The sequence below is a fragment of the Monashia sp. HAY1-2A genome (assembly GCF_056755315.1).
In genome coordinates this window covers 1-13,730 of the sequence record NZ_JBNDHY010000027.1, presented here as the reverse complement: position 1 = coordinate 13,730, position 13,730 = coordinate 1, and the positions used below count along the sequence as shown (strand labels likewise).

At 72.4% G+C, this 13,730-nt stretch carries 11 protein-coding genes and 1 other RNA gene; 3 read left to right on the top strand and 9 right to left on the bottom strand.

All coding sequences use genetic code 11. The features are described 5' to 3' along the window. Nucleotides 1-153: 153 nt before the first annotated feature. Nucleotides 154-520, bottom strand: a transfer-messenger RNA (tmRNA) gene (gene ssrA / locus ACPYOM_RS06100). A 168-nt stretch (nt 521-688) separates the two neighbouring features. Between ssrA and ACPYOM_RS06095 the strand changes: the two genes are divergently transcribed. Beyond that, nucleotides 689-1,018, top strand: coding sequence for a biotin/lipoyl-containing protein (locus ACPYOM_RS06095; RefSeq protein WP_481345290.1), 330 nt, complete (start codon nt 689-691; stop codon nt 1,016-1,018). Here the strand turns inward: ACPYOM_RS06095 and ACPYOM_RS06090 are convergent. Continuing rightward, complete coding sequence (locus tag ACPYOM_RS06090; protein WP_481345289.1) at nt 993-1,829, bottom strand: winged helix-turn-helix transcriptional regulator; 837 nt, start codon at nt 1,827-1,829, stop codon at nt 993-995. The two genes, ACPYOM_RS06095 and ACPYOM_RS06090, sit on opposite strands and share 26 nt — an antisense overlap. A 52-nt stretch (nt 1,830-1,881) precedes the next feature. On the opposite strand from ACPYOM_RS06090, the gene ACPYOM_RS06085 reads away from it, so the two are divergent. After that, a complete protein-coding gene (locus tag ACPYOM_RS06085; protein WP_481345288.1) occupies nt 1,882-3,153 on the top strand; it encodes an MFS transporter in 1,272 nt (423 codons plus the stop codon). On the opposite strand, the gene ACPYOM_RS06080 is transcribed toward ACPYOM_RS06085, so the two are convergent. After that, the gene (locus ACPYOM_RS06080; protein WP_481345287.1) at nt 3,091-4,773 is read right to left on the bottom strand and encodes a DNA polymerase domain-containing protein; all 1,683 of its coding nucleotides are present in this window, start codon (nt 4,771-4,773) and stop codon (nt 3,091-3,093) included. The genes ACPYOM_RS06085 and ACPYOM_RS06080 overlap by 63 nt on opposite strands. Nucleotides 4,774-5,080: 307 nt before the next feature. On the opposite strand from ACPYOM_RS06080, the gene ACPYOM_RS06075 reads away from it, so the two are divergent. After that, a complete protein-coding gene (locus ACPYOM_RS06075; protein ID WP_481345286.1) occupies nt 5,081-5,911 on the top strand; it encodes a hypothetical protein in 831 nt (276 codons plus the stop codon). Between the two features lie 127 nt (nt 5,912-6,038). Here the strand turns inward: ACPYOM_RS06075 and ACPYOM_RS06070 are convergent, their stop codons facing one another. From ACPYOM_RS06070 to prfB, 6 genes are all read right to left on the bottom strand, one after another. Continuing rightward, entirely contained in the window at nt 6,039-8,087 is a 2,049-nt protein-coding gene (locus ACPYOM_RS06070; protein WP_481345285.1) for a DUF2207 domain-containing protein, read from the bottom strand. A gap of 85 nt (nt 8,088-8,172) precedes the next feature. Continuing rightward, a complete protein-coding gene (gene smpB, locus ACPYOM_RS06065; RefSeq protein ID WP_481341272.1) occupies nt 8,173-8,646 on the bottom strand; it encodes an SsrA-binding protein SmpB in 474 nt (157 codons plus the stop codon). A gap of 130 nt (nt 8,647-8,776) precedes the next feature. After that, on the bottom strand, nt 8,777-10,291 hold the full coding sequence (locus tag ACPYOM_RS06060) for a peptidoglycan DD-metalloendopeptidase family protein (RefSeq protein ID WP_481345284.1): 1,515 nt from the start codon (nt 10,289-10,291) through the stop codon (nt 8,777-8,779). A gap of 85 nt (nt 10,292-10,376) precedes the next feature. Then, nucleotides 10,377-11,282: a permease-like cell division protein FtsX gene (gene ftsX / locus ACPYOM_RS06055; protein WP_481341274.1), complete on the bottom strand. Its 906-nt coding sequence runs from the start codon at nt 11,280-11,282 to the stop codon at nt 10,377-10,379. A gap of 12 nt (nt 11,283-11,294) precedes the next feature. After that, entirely contained in the window at nt 11,295-12,305 is a 1,011-nt protein-coding gene (gene ftsE, locus ACPYOM_RS06050) for a cell division ATP-binding protein FtsE (RefSeq protein ID WP_481345283.1), read from the bottom strand. A gap of 115 nt (nt 12,306-12,420) precedes the next feature. Continuing rightward, nucleotides 12,421-13,539 carry a peptide chain release factor 2 gene (gene prfB, locus ACPYOM_RS06045; RefSeq protein ID WP_481345306.1) on the bottom strand — a complete coding sequence of 373 codons (1,119 nt, stop codon included), beginning with the start codon at nt 13,537-13,539 and terminating at the stop codon, nt 12,421-12,423. Between the last annotated feature and the right edge of the window lie 191 nt (nt 13,540-13,730).

Sequence of the window (13,730 nt, the reverse complement as noted above, 5' to 3'; positions counted from 1 at the left end):
ACCTCAGTCTAGGTCGGCGGCACCCGCTGGCAGGGCCACTCGGGGATCCCGCACCGGTGGCCGGCCCCACCGGTGGCCGGACACGACGGAGGGCGCCCCGGCGAACGGGGCGCCCTCCTGCTGACGAGGACAGCGTGATGCGGCCACCACGAAGGGTGGAGGTGGCGGGAATTGAACCCGCGTCCGATGACGAGAGACCAGGGCTTCTCCGGGCGCAGTGCGCTGTGGACTTTCTCGGCCCCAGGGCTCGCACGCACACGTCCCCTGACAGGCCCAGTCGAGAAGGAGTCCCGCGCAGCCCCCCGACATGACTGCGCAGCAAGTTCCCTAGCTGACGCCAGGCTCTGAGTCGGGAACTACCTCAGGCTGACGGACTTCGAGGCTCGCTCAGGCGGCGAGGGCGAAGTCGGTGCGCTTGGAATTGGCACCTATTGGTTTGCAAGGAGCGTTGACGAGATGACCTTGCATCCTCGGCCCGCTTCCCCTGGTGCGTCGACCACCGTCGAAACCGATCACCCCCATGGGGGCGACCGCATCACGCTGTTCACTTGTCAACGCCCGCTGTCGCGGGAGACCACAGTATGCCTGAGGAACGTCGCGCACGGCCATCGCATTCCCGGACCGGGCCCCCACCCTCTAGGCTGCGGCCACGACACGCACCCTCGCACGAGCCAGGAAGGTAGGTCCGATGCCACACGAGGTCCGGTCGCCCGTGGGCAGCGGCCCGGCGGACGCACCGCGGTGGCTGCCGGCTGCGGCCGGCTCGGTCGACACCTCGGACGAACCCGCCGTCGGTCTCGTCAGGGCGCCCTTCGGGGGGATCGTCGTGCCGGCGGTGCGCCCCGGTGACCACGTCGAGGCCGGCGGCGTCGTCGCCACGATCGAGGCGACCAAGATGGAGGCCGCGGTGACCAGCCCGGTGGCGGGCACGGTCGCGCGCCTCGCGGTCGGCCGCCACGCGCACGTCGCGGGCGGCGACGTGCTCGTCGTGCTCAGTGCAGCGAGCGCACCAGCCTGAGGGCCTCCTCGACCGACCCGGTGACGTCGGGCACCGGGAAGATCGTGCCGCGCACGACCCGCTCGTGGTCGACGACGAACGTCAGTCGCCGCAGCCGCGTCGTGCCACCGGCCCGGAAGGTGGGCAGGCGCAGCGCCGTCGTCAGCTCGAGGTCGGCGTCGGACAGCAGCGGGAAGGCGATGCGGTTCGCGGCCCCGAAGTCCGCCTGCTCACCGGCCCGCTGGGTCGAGACGCCGACGACCGCGGCACCGGCGGCCGCGAACTCGGCGAGCCGGTCGCGGTAGGTGCAGGACTCGAGGGTGCAGCCGACGCCGCCGGGCACCTCGTCGGCGCCGGGGAAGCCGGTGCCCGGGTAGCAGTACACGACGGTGAGCGGAGCGTCGGTGACGGGATCGAGGCCGGCGAGCGCCGGCACCGGGCGGCCGACGAGGTCGGCGACGCGCGTCGCCTCGGTGGAGTCCTCGGCGGCGAGGGCGCTCGGGCGCCCGTCGCCGAGCAGCCACGTGTCGCCGAAGTCCTGGAGCGCTGCAAGAACCGGGAGGGCGCCCCGGCCGCGCGCCGTCAGGACGTAGTCGTGCCGCCGCGGATGGTCGGTGTAGCGACGGCGGTGCAGGAGGCCGTCGTCGACGAGCGCCTCGAGCCGCTGGGCCAGGACCTTGCGCGAGATGCCGGTCTCGTCGACGAGCTGGTCGAACCGGGTGCGACCGCCGGCGACGTCGCGGAGCACGAGGAGCGTCCACGGGTCGCCGATGACACCGACGGCCTGCGCGATGCCGCACGGGTCGTCGGGTCGGGTCCGGCGCCGAGTCACTCGCCCAGTCTAGTCAGTTCCCAAAAGATACTCACTGTGGTCTGATGAGACGGTGCCCGCGTCGCCGTCCGCGCCCTCCTCCGCGTCCTCACCGCTTCGGTCGCTGCCCCGCGTCGTCTGGGTCCTCGCCGCCGGCCGGTTCGTCGGCTCGGCGAGCAGCTTCCTCATGCTCTTCCTCGTCCTCTACCTCACCGGTCCGCGCGGCATCGGCGTGGTGGCCGCGGGCGTCGTCGCGGGCAGCAACGGCGTCGGGATGCTCCTCGGCAACCTCACCGGCGGCCGCTTCGGCGACCGGTACGGGCACCGTCGCGCGCTGCTCTGGGCTGCCAGCGTCACCGGCGTGCTCACCGCGACGATCCCCTGGCAGCCGGTGTGGCTGCTCGCGGCGACGATGCCGGTGGCCGGCTACCTCGGAGCCGTCGCCGCGGTGAGCCAGGGGGCGCTGGCCGCCCTCGCGGTGCCGGTGGGCTCCCGGCGCCCAGCCGTCGCCGTGAGCCGCGCCGCCTCGAACGCGGGGTTCGTCGTCGGCCCGCCCCTGGGCGCCCTCGTCGCGGCGTCGGGCTTCGACGTCCTCTTCGTCGTCGACGGGATCCTGACCCTGGTGCTGCGCCACGTGACCTCACGCCTCCTGCCCGACGAGCCCCCCGTGACCGCCGCTCCCGACGCGCCCACGGGACTGTGGCGCGCCCTGCGTGCCGACCGGGCACTCGTCGTGCTGCTCTGTGGCGCCGTGCTCGTCGACCTCGTCTACCGCCAGCTGTACTCGACGCTGCCCCTGCACCTGCGTGACTCGGGACAGCCGCTCGGCCTCTACACGGCGCTCGTGGCGCTCGGTTCCGGCCTCATCCTCCTCCTCGAGGTTCCGGTGGCGCTGTGGCTGCGGCATCGGCCCGCGGTGCCGATCATCGCCACCGGGTATGCCCTCGTCGCCGCCGGCTTCGCGATCGTCGGCTGGCAGACCGTCGGCGTCGCCGCGGCCGCCGTCACGGGCATGATCGTGCTCACCGCGGGTGAGATCCTCTACAAGACCACGGCCACCGCGCACGTCCTGGACGCCGCCCCCGACCACCTCGTCGGTGGCTACCAGGGCCTCTACACCGCTGCGGCGACGAGCGGCTCGATGCTGTCGGCTCCCCTCGGGGGCGCCCTGTACGCCGCGCGACCGAGCCTGCTGTGGCCCGCCTGCGCCGTCGTCGCCGGGGCGGGCGCCGTGCTGGCCGCGGCCTCCGGCAGGCTGCGGCGCCCGGGCGACGAGGCGGCCTCAGCGCAGCGTCGGCAGGGCCTGGTCCGCGAGGAGGGCGCCGCGGAAGAGGTCGCCCCGTGACTCGAGCCGGGCCGGCAGCGTGCGGATCGTGAACGCGTCGGGTCGCAGGTCCGGGTCGTCGAGCTCGTCCCACGCGATGGGGGCCGAGACCGGGGCCCCGGCGCCGGCGCGCGGGCTGTAGGGCGCGACGAGGGTCTTGTTGACGGCGTTCTGGGTGTAGTCGAGCCGGGCCAGGCCGCCGCGCTCGCGCTTGTGCCACGACCAGCTGACGACGTCGGGCGCCACCCGGCCGACCGTGCGCGACACCGTCTCGACCCAGTGACGCGTCTGGGCGAAGTCGGGCCCGCGGGCGATCGGCACCCACACCTGGATGCCGCGACGGCCGGTCACCTTCGGGTAGGCCCGCACCCCGAGGTGCTCGAAGGCGGTGCGGTGCAGCCGCGCCAGCTCGACGACCTGCTCCCAGGAGGTGTGCTGGCCCGGGTCGATGTCGAACAGGGCGTACGTGGGCCGGTCCGGTGCGTCGGTCCGCGAGGTCCACGGGTGCCACTCGAGACCACCGAACCCGGCCGCCCACACGAGCGCGGCCGGCTCGTCGACGACGAGGTAGGTCCGCGTCTCGTCGCCCTCCGCTGCGGGGTTGTCCCAACGCGGCAGCCAGGCCGGCGCCTTGTCCGGAACCGCCTTGTGCCAGAAGCCCGGTGCCGCCGCACCATCCGGGTACCGGTGCAGGTTGAGGGCACGGCCGCGCAGGTACGGAAGCACGACCGGGGCGATGCGCGCGGTGTAGGCGAGCAGCTCGCGCTTGGTGACGGCGGGCTCGCCCGCGCGTGGCGGGAAGAGCTCCTTGTCGAGGTTGGTGACGCGCAGGCGCCGGCCGAAGACCGTCCAGTGCCCTTCGCGACCGAGGCCCTCGAGGGCGTCCAGCTCCTCGTCCGTCGGCCCGGCCGCCGCTCCCCCGAACGGGCCGAGCTCGACGGACGCCTCACCGGCCGGCAGGTCGGAGCGCCAGAGCCGCTGCGGGTCGGCCCGCACCTGCTCGTTGGTCCGCCCCGTGAGGACCGACGTCGGGTGGTCCTCCGCGTCCCAGCCGGGAACGGCGGACCGGTCGTGCTTGTGCAGCAGCAGCCACTGGTCGCGGTCCCGGTCGGACCCGCTGCGCACGAGGGCGAACCGGCCGCGCAGGCGCTCCCCGTACAGCTCGGCGTGGAAGTCCCCGTCGCTCACGGCACGGGCGGGATCGTCGGTGCCGACCGGCTCCCAGGTTCCCCGGTCCCACACGATGACGTCGCCCCCGCCGTACTCCCCGGCGGGGATGACGCCCTCGAAGACCTCGTACTCCAGCGGGTGGTCCTCCACGTGGACCGCGAGCCGGCGCACGTCGGGGTCGAGGGTCGGGCCCTTCGGCACGGCCCAGCTGACGAGCACCCCGTCGATCTCGAACCGCAGGTCGTAGTGGAGTCGACGTGCACGGTGCCGCTGGACGACGAACCGTCGGCGGCGCCCCCCGTCGCGATCGTCGCCCGCCTCGCCGGCCGCGCCGCGGGCCGCGCCGGCCACCTCGGGGCCCGGGTCACCCGCGGGCTCCGGCGTGCGCGTGAAGTCGCGCTTGCGGCGGTACGGCGCGAGCGCGTCGCGACGTCGCCGACCCTCCTTCGACGCGTCGCTGCTGGCCGCCATGCCCCGCCCGTACCCGATCGCGCCCCGGTGCCGCGGGGCCCGTGCCCCCGTGCCGCCCGGGCCGCCGGCGCCCCTCCGTCAGTCCCGCCCGGGCCGCCGGCACGGCGAGCGTCGACTGGGGCGAGACGCGCCATGTATCACGGCGAGGGGGTGCAGCACTGAGTGGCGCGAGCGTCGCGTCTCGGGGGCTGACCGTCAGGAGCCGCCACAGGGGTCTGCGCGACCGACCCGGCGCCCGCGCTCCCTGCCCGGACGCGACCGCGTGTCGGCGCGCTGCCGGGCGCCCACCCAAGGATGGAGACCTCCCATGCGTACCACCGCCAAGCTCGCCGTCGCCGCCGTCCTCACCCTGGCCACCGCCAGCGGTGGCTACGGCGTCGCCAACGCCGTCACCGGCTCGACGCCGTCCCCCTCGCCGTCGCCGGCCGACACGGCGGCCACCGGGGTCACGGCGCGCTCCGCCTTCGCGACCACGACCCAGCCGAACCCCATGGCGGTCTACGTACCGCTGAAGAACTGCCGTGCCGTGGCCACGGCGACCGCCGGTGGCAAGATCCCCAACGGTGCGACCCGGGACTTCCAGATCACCGGGACGACGGGGTTCCCGGCGCAGGGCGGCACCTCCGGAGGTTGTGGCATCCCGAGCTACGCGACCGCCGTCAGCGCCCGCATCACCTCCACGGCCGCGGACGCGAACGGGGCCTTCATCGCCTACCCGACCGGCACGCCCGTCGGGCAGGGCAGCCTCTACTACGCCAAGGGCGTCAACGTCACGACCGGGGCCAACCTGCAGATCGGCACGGGCGGCAAGGTCACGGTCAAGAACGTCCTCGGCCCGGCGCACCTGGCCATCGACGTCAACGGGTACTTCACGCCGCAGATCCAGGCCCACGTCGAGCTCGACGGCTCGCTCACCTCGGGCACGCCCCTGGTGACGGGCTCCTCGCGCACCGCCACCGGCGTCTACGTCGCCTCGGTCGCGCGCGACGTCAGCGCGTGCTCGGCCCACGCCGACCCCGACGGCTCGGGTGGGTTCATCTCCAGCGCGGTCCCGTCCGGCAGCACGGTGGTCGTCTACACCTACAACCTGGCGGGCAGCCCGACGAACATCCGGTTCACGCTCAGCGTCACCTGCTGAGGACGGCACGCGCAGGACGGCGGGGGCCGGCGGGAGACCGCCGGCCCTCGTTGGCCTGCCTCAGCGCCGCTCGAGGGCATCGAGGGCCGAGGGCATCGAGGGCATCGAGGGCATCGAGGGCTCGGCCTCACCACGAGCCGGACGAGGAGCCACCGCCGCCACCACCACTGAACCCGCCGCCACCGCTGAACCCCGACGAGCCGGACGAGCCGGGGGTCGAGGTGAAGGTGCCGGTCGAGGTCGTCGAGAACGAGTCGACGCCGTCGGCGATGCCGGTGAAGTCGGGGAATGTGCTGCCGCTCCAGACGTACCAGGTGGGCATGAGCAGCGGCTGGTTCGCGGCCTCCGCCGCCCGGGCGACGTCGGCGAAGGTGCGCGCCCACCGGTCGGCGACGCCGAAGACGACGGCGTAGGGCAGGTACCGGCTGAAGATGTTGCTCGCCTCCTCGAAGGCGATCTGGCCCGCCTCGGCCGTGACGAGGTACTCCTTGAAGCCGAGCGCCTGGGCGTTGACGGCCGACCCCTCGGCCGTCTTGGCGGCCATCTTGCCGCCGAGGAACCACGTGATGCCGCCGGCGACGACGAGCCCGGCCCCGAGGGCGAACCCGCCGCTGAACCCGGTGCCGAGCAGGGCGCCGATGGCAGCCCGGCCGTAGAAGAGGAGGAGACCACCGATGACGGCCAGCACGATGCCGAGTCCCTGCCAGAGCCCGCGCTGGGCCTGCGGCGAGGACCGGAACCAGCTGCGGCGCACGACCTCGCGGTACATCTCGGCCTGGATCGACCGCAGGGTGTCGGCGAAGGTGTTCTTCAGCTCGGACAGGCGAACGACGTCGCCGCGACTGCCGAAGATGCCGTCGAGGACCATCCGCTCGTAGGGCAGGAGGCGCTCGGCAGCGGGCGCCGGAAGACGCGTGAGCGTCCAGTCCGTGCGGCCGAACATGCCGCCGCCCTCGGTCTCCTCGATGCGCAGGAAGCCCCGCACCGCGAGGTCGATGACGGTGGCGGAGACGTCGATCGGGTTGGCGGTCTCGTCGATGACGACGCCGACCATGCCCGGCTGGACCCCGGCCGGCGGTTGGAACTGGACGGCGACGGTGTCCGCCGCCCGGCGCGTCGTGGCGGCCACGGTCGTGCCGTCGCCGGTCGCGCCCGTCCCGGAGGTCGGGCTCGCCGCCATGGTGGGCGTCGGTGTCAGGCCCGGTGTCAGGCCCGGTGTCAGGCCCGGTGTCAGGCCCGGTGTCATGTCCGCGTAGCGCTCGTCCCGGCCCCGCGTCCACACCAGGGTGCCCATGACCGCGAGCGCGATGACGGGCGCAGCGATTCCCCCGACCCACGCGGCCGCGTTGGCGGCCGGGGCCGCGTCGGAGCCGATGGACGAGGCGGCGTCGCCCTGCCGCACGTCGGGAAGGACGCGTCCGAAGGCGGTGGCGGGATACGACGCGAGGACCGTCATGGCATCACCCGGCCCGAGCCCGGAGGCCGAGAACGTCGCGGGGTCACCCGGCAGGCTCTGGCACGCCGCGTCCGAGCGCGTCTCCCCCTTGAAGCAGCCGACCTTGGTGGCGGCCGCCGGCGCGGTGACCGTGATCCGCACGGCGTCGCGCGGGGTGGTCTCGTTCGCTCCGAAGACGTTGTAGTACAGCTCGACGGTGCTGGCGCCCTGGCCGTCGGTCGCGGGCGAGCCGTCCGGGCGGATCGGGTTGAGCACGTCGTGCAGCGTGTAGCGAACGACGTAGACCTGCGTGCCGCTCGTGTACGCGTCCGCGCTGCCGATGCGGATCTCCTTGGCCGCGCCGTTGTCGCTGACGCGGAAGGCGTCCGGCGCACCGGTCGGGCTCGAGACGGCGACGTCGGTGAGGTCGTAGTAGCGGTAGCGGCCCGGGTCGTCGTTCCAGCCCATCCGCACGACGACGTCGCGGAAGATGCCGTGCTTCTGCTCGCCGCTCGGGAACCGCCACAGGATGGTCTCGGTGACCTTCATGCTGCCGTCGGCCTGCAGGTCGTAGTCCGCCGCGAACGAGGTCATGCCCTCGTCGCCGACGGCGTGGGCCGCCGTCGCCGGGCCGAGGACGAGCAGGACGGCGGCCCCGAGGAGCCCGAGGAGCGCGAGGAGGGTGCCGCGCGTCAGGGCCGGTCGGCGCCCTGCGGCATGCTCGTTCGTCGATCCCTGCATCGCTCCTCCACCGGTCGGGCCTGAGTGCATCCTGTCACCCGACGCGGCGGACGCGGCAGTGGTTCCCGGCGGCGGGGCGCCCGGGTCAGCGACGGCGGTTGGCGGCGCTCATCGCACGCTCGGCCTCGCGCCGGTCCTGCCGCTCGCGCAGCGCGTGACGCTTGTCGTAGGCCTTCTTGCCGGTGGCGAGGGCGATCTCGACCTTGGCGCGGCCGTCCTTGAAGTAGAGGGACAGCGGCACGATGGTGCGCCCGCTCTCGCGGGTCTTGTGGGCGATCTTCTCCAGCTCGGAGCGGTGCAGGAGCAGCTTGCGCTTGCGGCGTGGCGCGTGGTTGTTCCACGTGCCGTTGAGGTACTCGGGGATGTGCACGTTCTCGAGGTAGAGCTCGTCGCCGGTGAACATCGCGAAACCGTCGACGAGCGAGGCCCGGCCCATCCGCAGTGCCTTGACCTCGGTGCCGGAGAGCACGATGCCGGCCTCGAACGTGTCCTCGATGAGGTAGTCGTGGCGCGCCTTGCGGTTGCTCGCGATGAGCGACCGCCCCTTCTCCTTGGGCACCGGACCGTCCTTCCACTCGTCGACCGGGGTGCGCCGCAGGACGCGACGGCGGACCAACGCTACCCCGGCCGGCCGGTCACCACCGAGCGGGTTTGCGACGCGCCGCCGATGGACCTCGGGACGAGGTCGGTCAGAGCCAGATGCGGGGGTTGACCGGGGTGCCGTCCTCGTAGACACCGAAGTGCAGGTGGCACCCGGTCGAGTAGCCGGTCGTGCCCGAGTAGGCGATGAGCTGGCCGCGTTTCACCGAGCCGCCGAACCGGACGATGCTCGTCAGGTGGTTGTACGTCGTCACGAGGTCGACCCCGCGGTGGATGCCGTGGTCGATGACCACCTGGTTGCCCCAGCCGCTCGCGCGCCAGCCGGCCCGGATGATCTCGCCCGGCGCGGCCGCGTAGACGGGGGTGCCGCAGGGGATGCCCCAGTCGAGGCCGTCGTGGAGCATCCACTTGTGCAGCACCGGGTGCCAGCGCATCCCGAAGCCGGACGTCGTGGGGCCGTTGGCCGGGTAGGACAGATAGTTGGACGGCGTCGAGTCACCGGTGCTCACGGGAGGCGGGATGTGCGGCGTGTAGTGGTGGCCGCGCTTCTTGGCGGCGGCCGCCTTGGCCCGCTCGGCCCGGATCTTCGCCGCGCGCTCCGCCCGCAGCCGCGCCAGGCGCTGCTGCTCGCGGATCTTGGCCTGGCGGGCCCGCTCGACGAGGATCGCCTGCAGGCGGGCGGACTCCGCCCGAGCAGCCGCGAGGTCGGCGGCCTCGTTGGCCTGCTGCTCCTTGAGGTCCGCGGCGTAGGCCACCTGCCGCTGCTTGAGGGAGTCCAAGGACGCCTTGGCCGCCGCCGCGTTCTGCGCGGCGGTCACGGCGTTGTTCTTCGCCACGACGGCCTGGTTGCGGGCCTGCGTCGCGGCGGCCGACGCGGACTCGGCGTTGCGCAGCGCGATCTCGGCCTGGTGCTTGAGCTCGGTGATCTCGCCGCGGACGGAGGTGAGGTAGGCCTGCGTCGAGGTGTTGTCGACGGTCATCGCGGCGAGGGAGTCGATGGTGTCGCTCGCGACGGTCGAGGCCGTGTCGGCCATGACGAGCTTGTCGGCGAAGTCCTGCGGCGAGGTGGCCCCGAACACGAGGCCGAGCTGGGACTGCTGGTCCGAGCCCTGGAAGACCTCGGCGGCGTACGCGTCGAGGGCATCCTGGCTCGTCGTGAGCTGGGTCGAGCTCTTGGCGAGCCGCTCGGTGGCGCGGGCCTCGTTGGCCTTGGCCACGGCCAGCTTCTGGGCGACCTCGTCGTTGTGGGCGCGGGCCGCGGCCTCGGCGGCGATGGCGCGCTGCTCGGTGGCCTCGGCGGCCTGCTGCGCGCTGACCGCCCTGGCCTGTGCCGCGAGTGCCGACGCCACGCGCTGCTGGGCCACGGGCAGCGCCGCGTTGGTGCGCTGGAGGTTGACGTAGGCCCCGGCGAGCTTGGTGTTCGTCCCCTCGAGCTGCTGGCCGAGGGAGGCGATGCGCTGGTCGTTGCGCCTCTTCTGGTCGCTGACGGAGTCGGCGCGGGCCACGAGGGCGCTGGCCAGCGAGACGGTGCAGGCGACGACGAGTCCCGCGGCCGTCAGCTTGGTCGCGACAGGGACCCTCTCCGAACGCCTCCTGAGCCACATAGGTTTCATTGGTACCACACGCCTCCGCGGATGGGGAAGGTTCGGGACAAATTGCGCCCCGACGCCGACGTGCGCGCTTCGCTGGTCAGACCCGCAGGTAGCGGCGCAGCGTGACCCAAGACGTGACCGTCGCCAGGCCGATGACGCCCACGACGATGAACGGGGCCACGTAGAACACGTCGGCCACCCCGATGAACGCGGTGTCCGTCAGGGTCGTCGAGAGGAAGCCGACGACGCCGTAACGGACGGTGGCCCACAGCATCGCCATGGCCAGGACCGCCCCGAGGACGCTCGACAGGACGGTCTCCATGACGAACGGGAAGCGGATCGTGAAGTTCGAGGCACCGACGAGCCGCATGATGCCGGTCTCGCGGCGCCGGCTGAAGGCGGTCTGGCGGATCGTCGTCGAGATGAGCATGACGGCCGCGAGGACCATGAGCGAGGACAACGCGATCGCGGCCCACGAGACCGTGTTCATGAAGGTGAAGAACTTCTCGAGGAGCTTCTTCTGGTCCTGGACGTCGGCGACGCCGGGCATGCCCTTGATCGAGCTGGCGACGACGTCGAACTTGTCGGGGTCGTTGAGGTTGACGCGGTAGGAGTCGGCGAAGTACGACTCCCCCGCCCGGGCCAGCGGCGAGTTCTTGTACGTGTCCTTGAAACGCTGGAAGGCCTCGTCGCGCGACTCGTAGAAGACCTCCTTGACCGTCGGCTTGAGCGCCTCGAGCTCGTCCTTGATGGCCTGACGCTGGGCGTCGGTCGTGGCCTCGCCGGCGCAGTTGGTGTACCGCGTCTTCTCGGCGCACAGCAGGACGGTCACCTGGACGCGGTCGTACCAGTAGTCCTTCATCGTGTCGACCTGACGCTGGCCCATGAGGCCGAGCCCGAGCAGGTACATCGAGATCATCGTGACGATGACCACGGACAGGGCCATCGACACGTTGCGTCGCAGGCCGTTGGCGATCTCACCGAGCAGGAACTGGATCCTCATCGTGGTCCTCGCTCAGCGCTCGCTCGTGTGGACGGCCTTCTGCCGCCTGAAGATGCCCCCACGGGGTCGTGGCTCGTCGGCGTCTCGCCCGATGGGCGGGAGCGTGTTGTCGTCGGGGTCGTCAAGGCCGTCAAGGCCGTCGGGGCCGTCGGGGCCGTCGGGGTCGGCATCGTCCCAGCCGTCGGCGACGTCGGGCGTGGCCGGGGCAGACGCCGCGACCTGCTCGGCGCGCGACGTCTCGTCGAGCCGGACCCGGGGCAGGCTGCCGGTCGTGTAGTCGCTCGCCTCGATGTCGCTGACGAGGACGCCGTCCCGGAGCCGGATGACGCGCTTGCGCATCGCGTCGACGGTGACGGTGTCGTGGGTGGCCATGACGACGGTCGTGCCGACGCGGTTGATGCGGTCGAGCAGCTGGACGATGCCGAGGCTCGTGTCGGGGTCGAGGTTGCCGGTGGGCTCGTCGGCGAGCAGGATCGCCGGTCGGTTGACGAAGGCGCGCGCGATGGCGACGCGCTGCTGCTCGCCGCCGGAGAGCTGGTGCGGCAGACGCTTCTCCATGCCCGACAGGCCGACGAGGTCGAGGGTCTCGGGGACGATCTGGCGGATCCGCGACCGGCTGCTCCCGAGCACCTGCAGGGCGTAGGCGACGTTCTGGAAGACGGTCTTGTTCGGCAGGAGGCGGAAGTCCTGGAAGACGCAGCCGATCTCACGGCGCAGCGCAGGCACCTTTCGGTCGGGCAGCCGGTCGAGCTCGCGGCCGGCCACGAGGATGCGCCCCGCGGTCGGGTCCTGTTCCTTCATGACGAGCTGCATCATCGTCGACTTGCCCGACCCGGACTGGCCGACGACGAAGACGAACTCACCGCGCTGGACCTCGAGGCTGACCGCGTCGAGGGCGGGACGCGTGGTCCGCGGGTAGGTCTTCGTGACGTTCTCGAAGAGGATCATCGGTCGGGCCTCGGCTCCTGCAGACTGCGGCTGGGCGGTGGCCCGGCTGCCGGCGTCCGGTGGTGGCGCGGGCACGACGGCAGGCGGGCCGCTACGAGGCTACGGGCGCGAGGGGGCGAAACCCGGGCACCTCGCCCTCACCGGGCGTGGCGCGCCGTGCGGACGCGGCGGGAGGGCCCGCCGCAATGCGTCAGACCTTCGCGTCGGCCTTCTTCTGCGCGATCTGCCAGCGGATGCCGGCCTCGATGAAGCCGTCGATGTCGCCGTCGAAGACGGCGGTCGGGTTGCCGGTCTCGAACTCGGTACGCAGGTCCTTGACCATCTGGTACGGGTTGAGGACGTAGGAGCGCATCTGGTCGCCCCAGCTCGCTTTGACGTCCCCGGCCATCTCCTTCTTCACCGCGGCCTCCTCCGCCTTGCGCTGCAGGAGCAGGCGGGACTGGAGGACGCGCAGGGCGGCGGCGCGGTTCTGGATCTGGCTCTTCTCGTTCTGCATCGAGACGACGATGCCGGTCGGGAGGTGCGTCATGCGCACGGCCGAGTCGGTCGTGTTGACGCTCTGGCCGCCGGGGCCGCTCGAACGGAAGACGTCGATCTTCAGCTCGTTCTCGGGGATGTCGATGGAGTCGTCGCTCTCGATGAGCGGGATGACCTCGACGGCGGCGAAGCTCGTCTGGCGGCGGCCCTGGTTGTCGAAGGGGCTGATGCGCACCAGGCGGTGGGTGCCGCCCTCGACCGACAGGTGCCCGAACGCGTAGGGGACGTTGACCTCGAAGGTGGCCGACTTGAGGCCCGCCTCCTCGGCGTAGGAGGTGTCCATGACCTTCGTCGGGTAGCCGTGGCGCTCGGCCCAGCGCAGGTACATCCGCATGAGCATCTCGGCGAAGTCCGCGGCGTCGACGCCGCCGGCACCGGCGCGGATCGTCACGACGGCCTCACGCTCGTCGTACTCGCCCGACAGCAGGGTGCGCACCTCGAGCTCGCCGATGTCCTTCTTCAGCGTGGCGAGGTCGCGCTCGGCCTCCTCGAGGGTGGCGGCGTCGTTCTCCTCCTGGCCCATCTCGACGAGGGTCTCGAGGTCCTCGATGCGCCGGTCCATCTCGACGACACGGTCGCGTTCGGAGTTGGCGCGGCTCAGGGCACTCGTCACCTGCTGCGCCTTGTCGGGGTCGTCCCACAGGTCGGGGGCCGAGGCCTGCTGCTCGAGGTCGTCGATGGTCCTGGCGAGCGCGTCGAGGTCGGTGACGCCGCGCACGGAGTCCATCGTCGCGCGCAGGTCCTTGATCTCTTGCGTGAAGTCAACAGCCACGATGGGACAGCCTACGGCAGCACGTGCGGTGCTCGGGCGTCGTCGGGCCGCCGTCGGGCCGCCGTCGGACTCCCGTCGGACTCCCCCGAGGCGCGCGGTGAGGGTGGTGCGGCCCGGCCGCCCGGGCGCCAGTGCGCCCCGGTCGCTGCGGGAGCTGTCTCTTATACACATCTGACGCTGCCGACGACGGA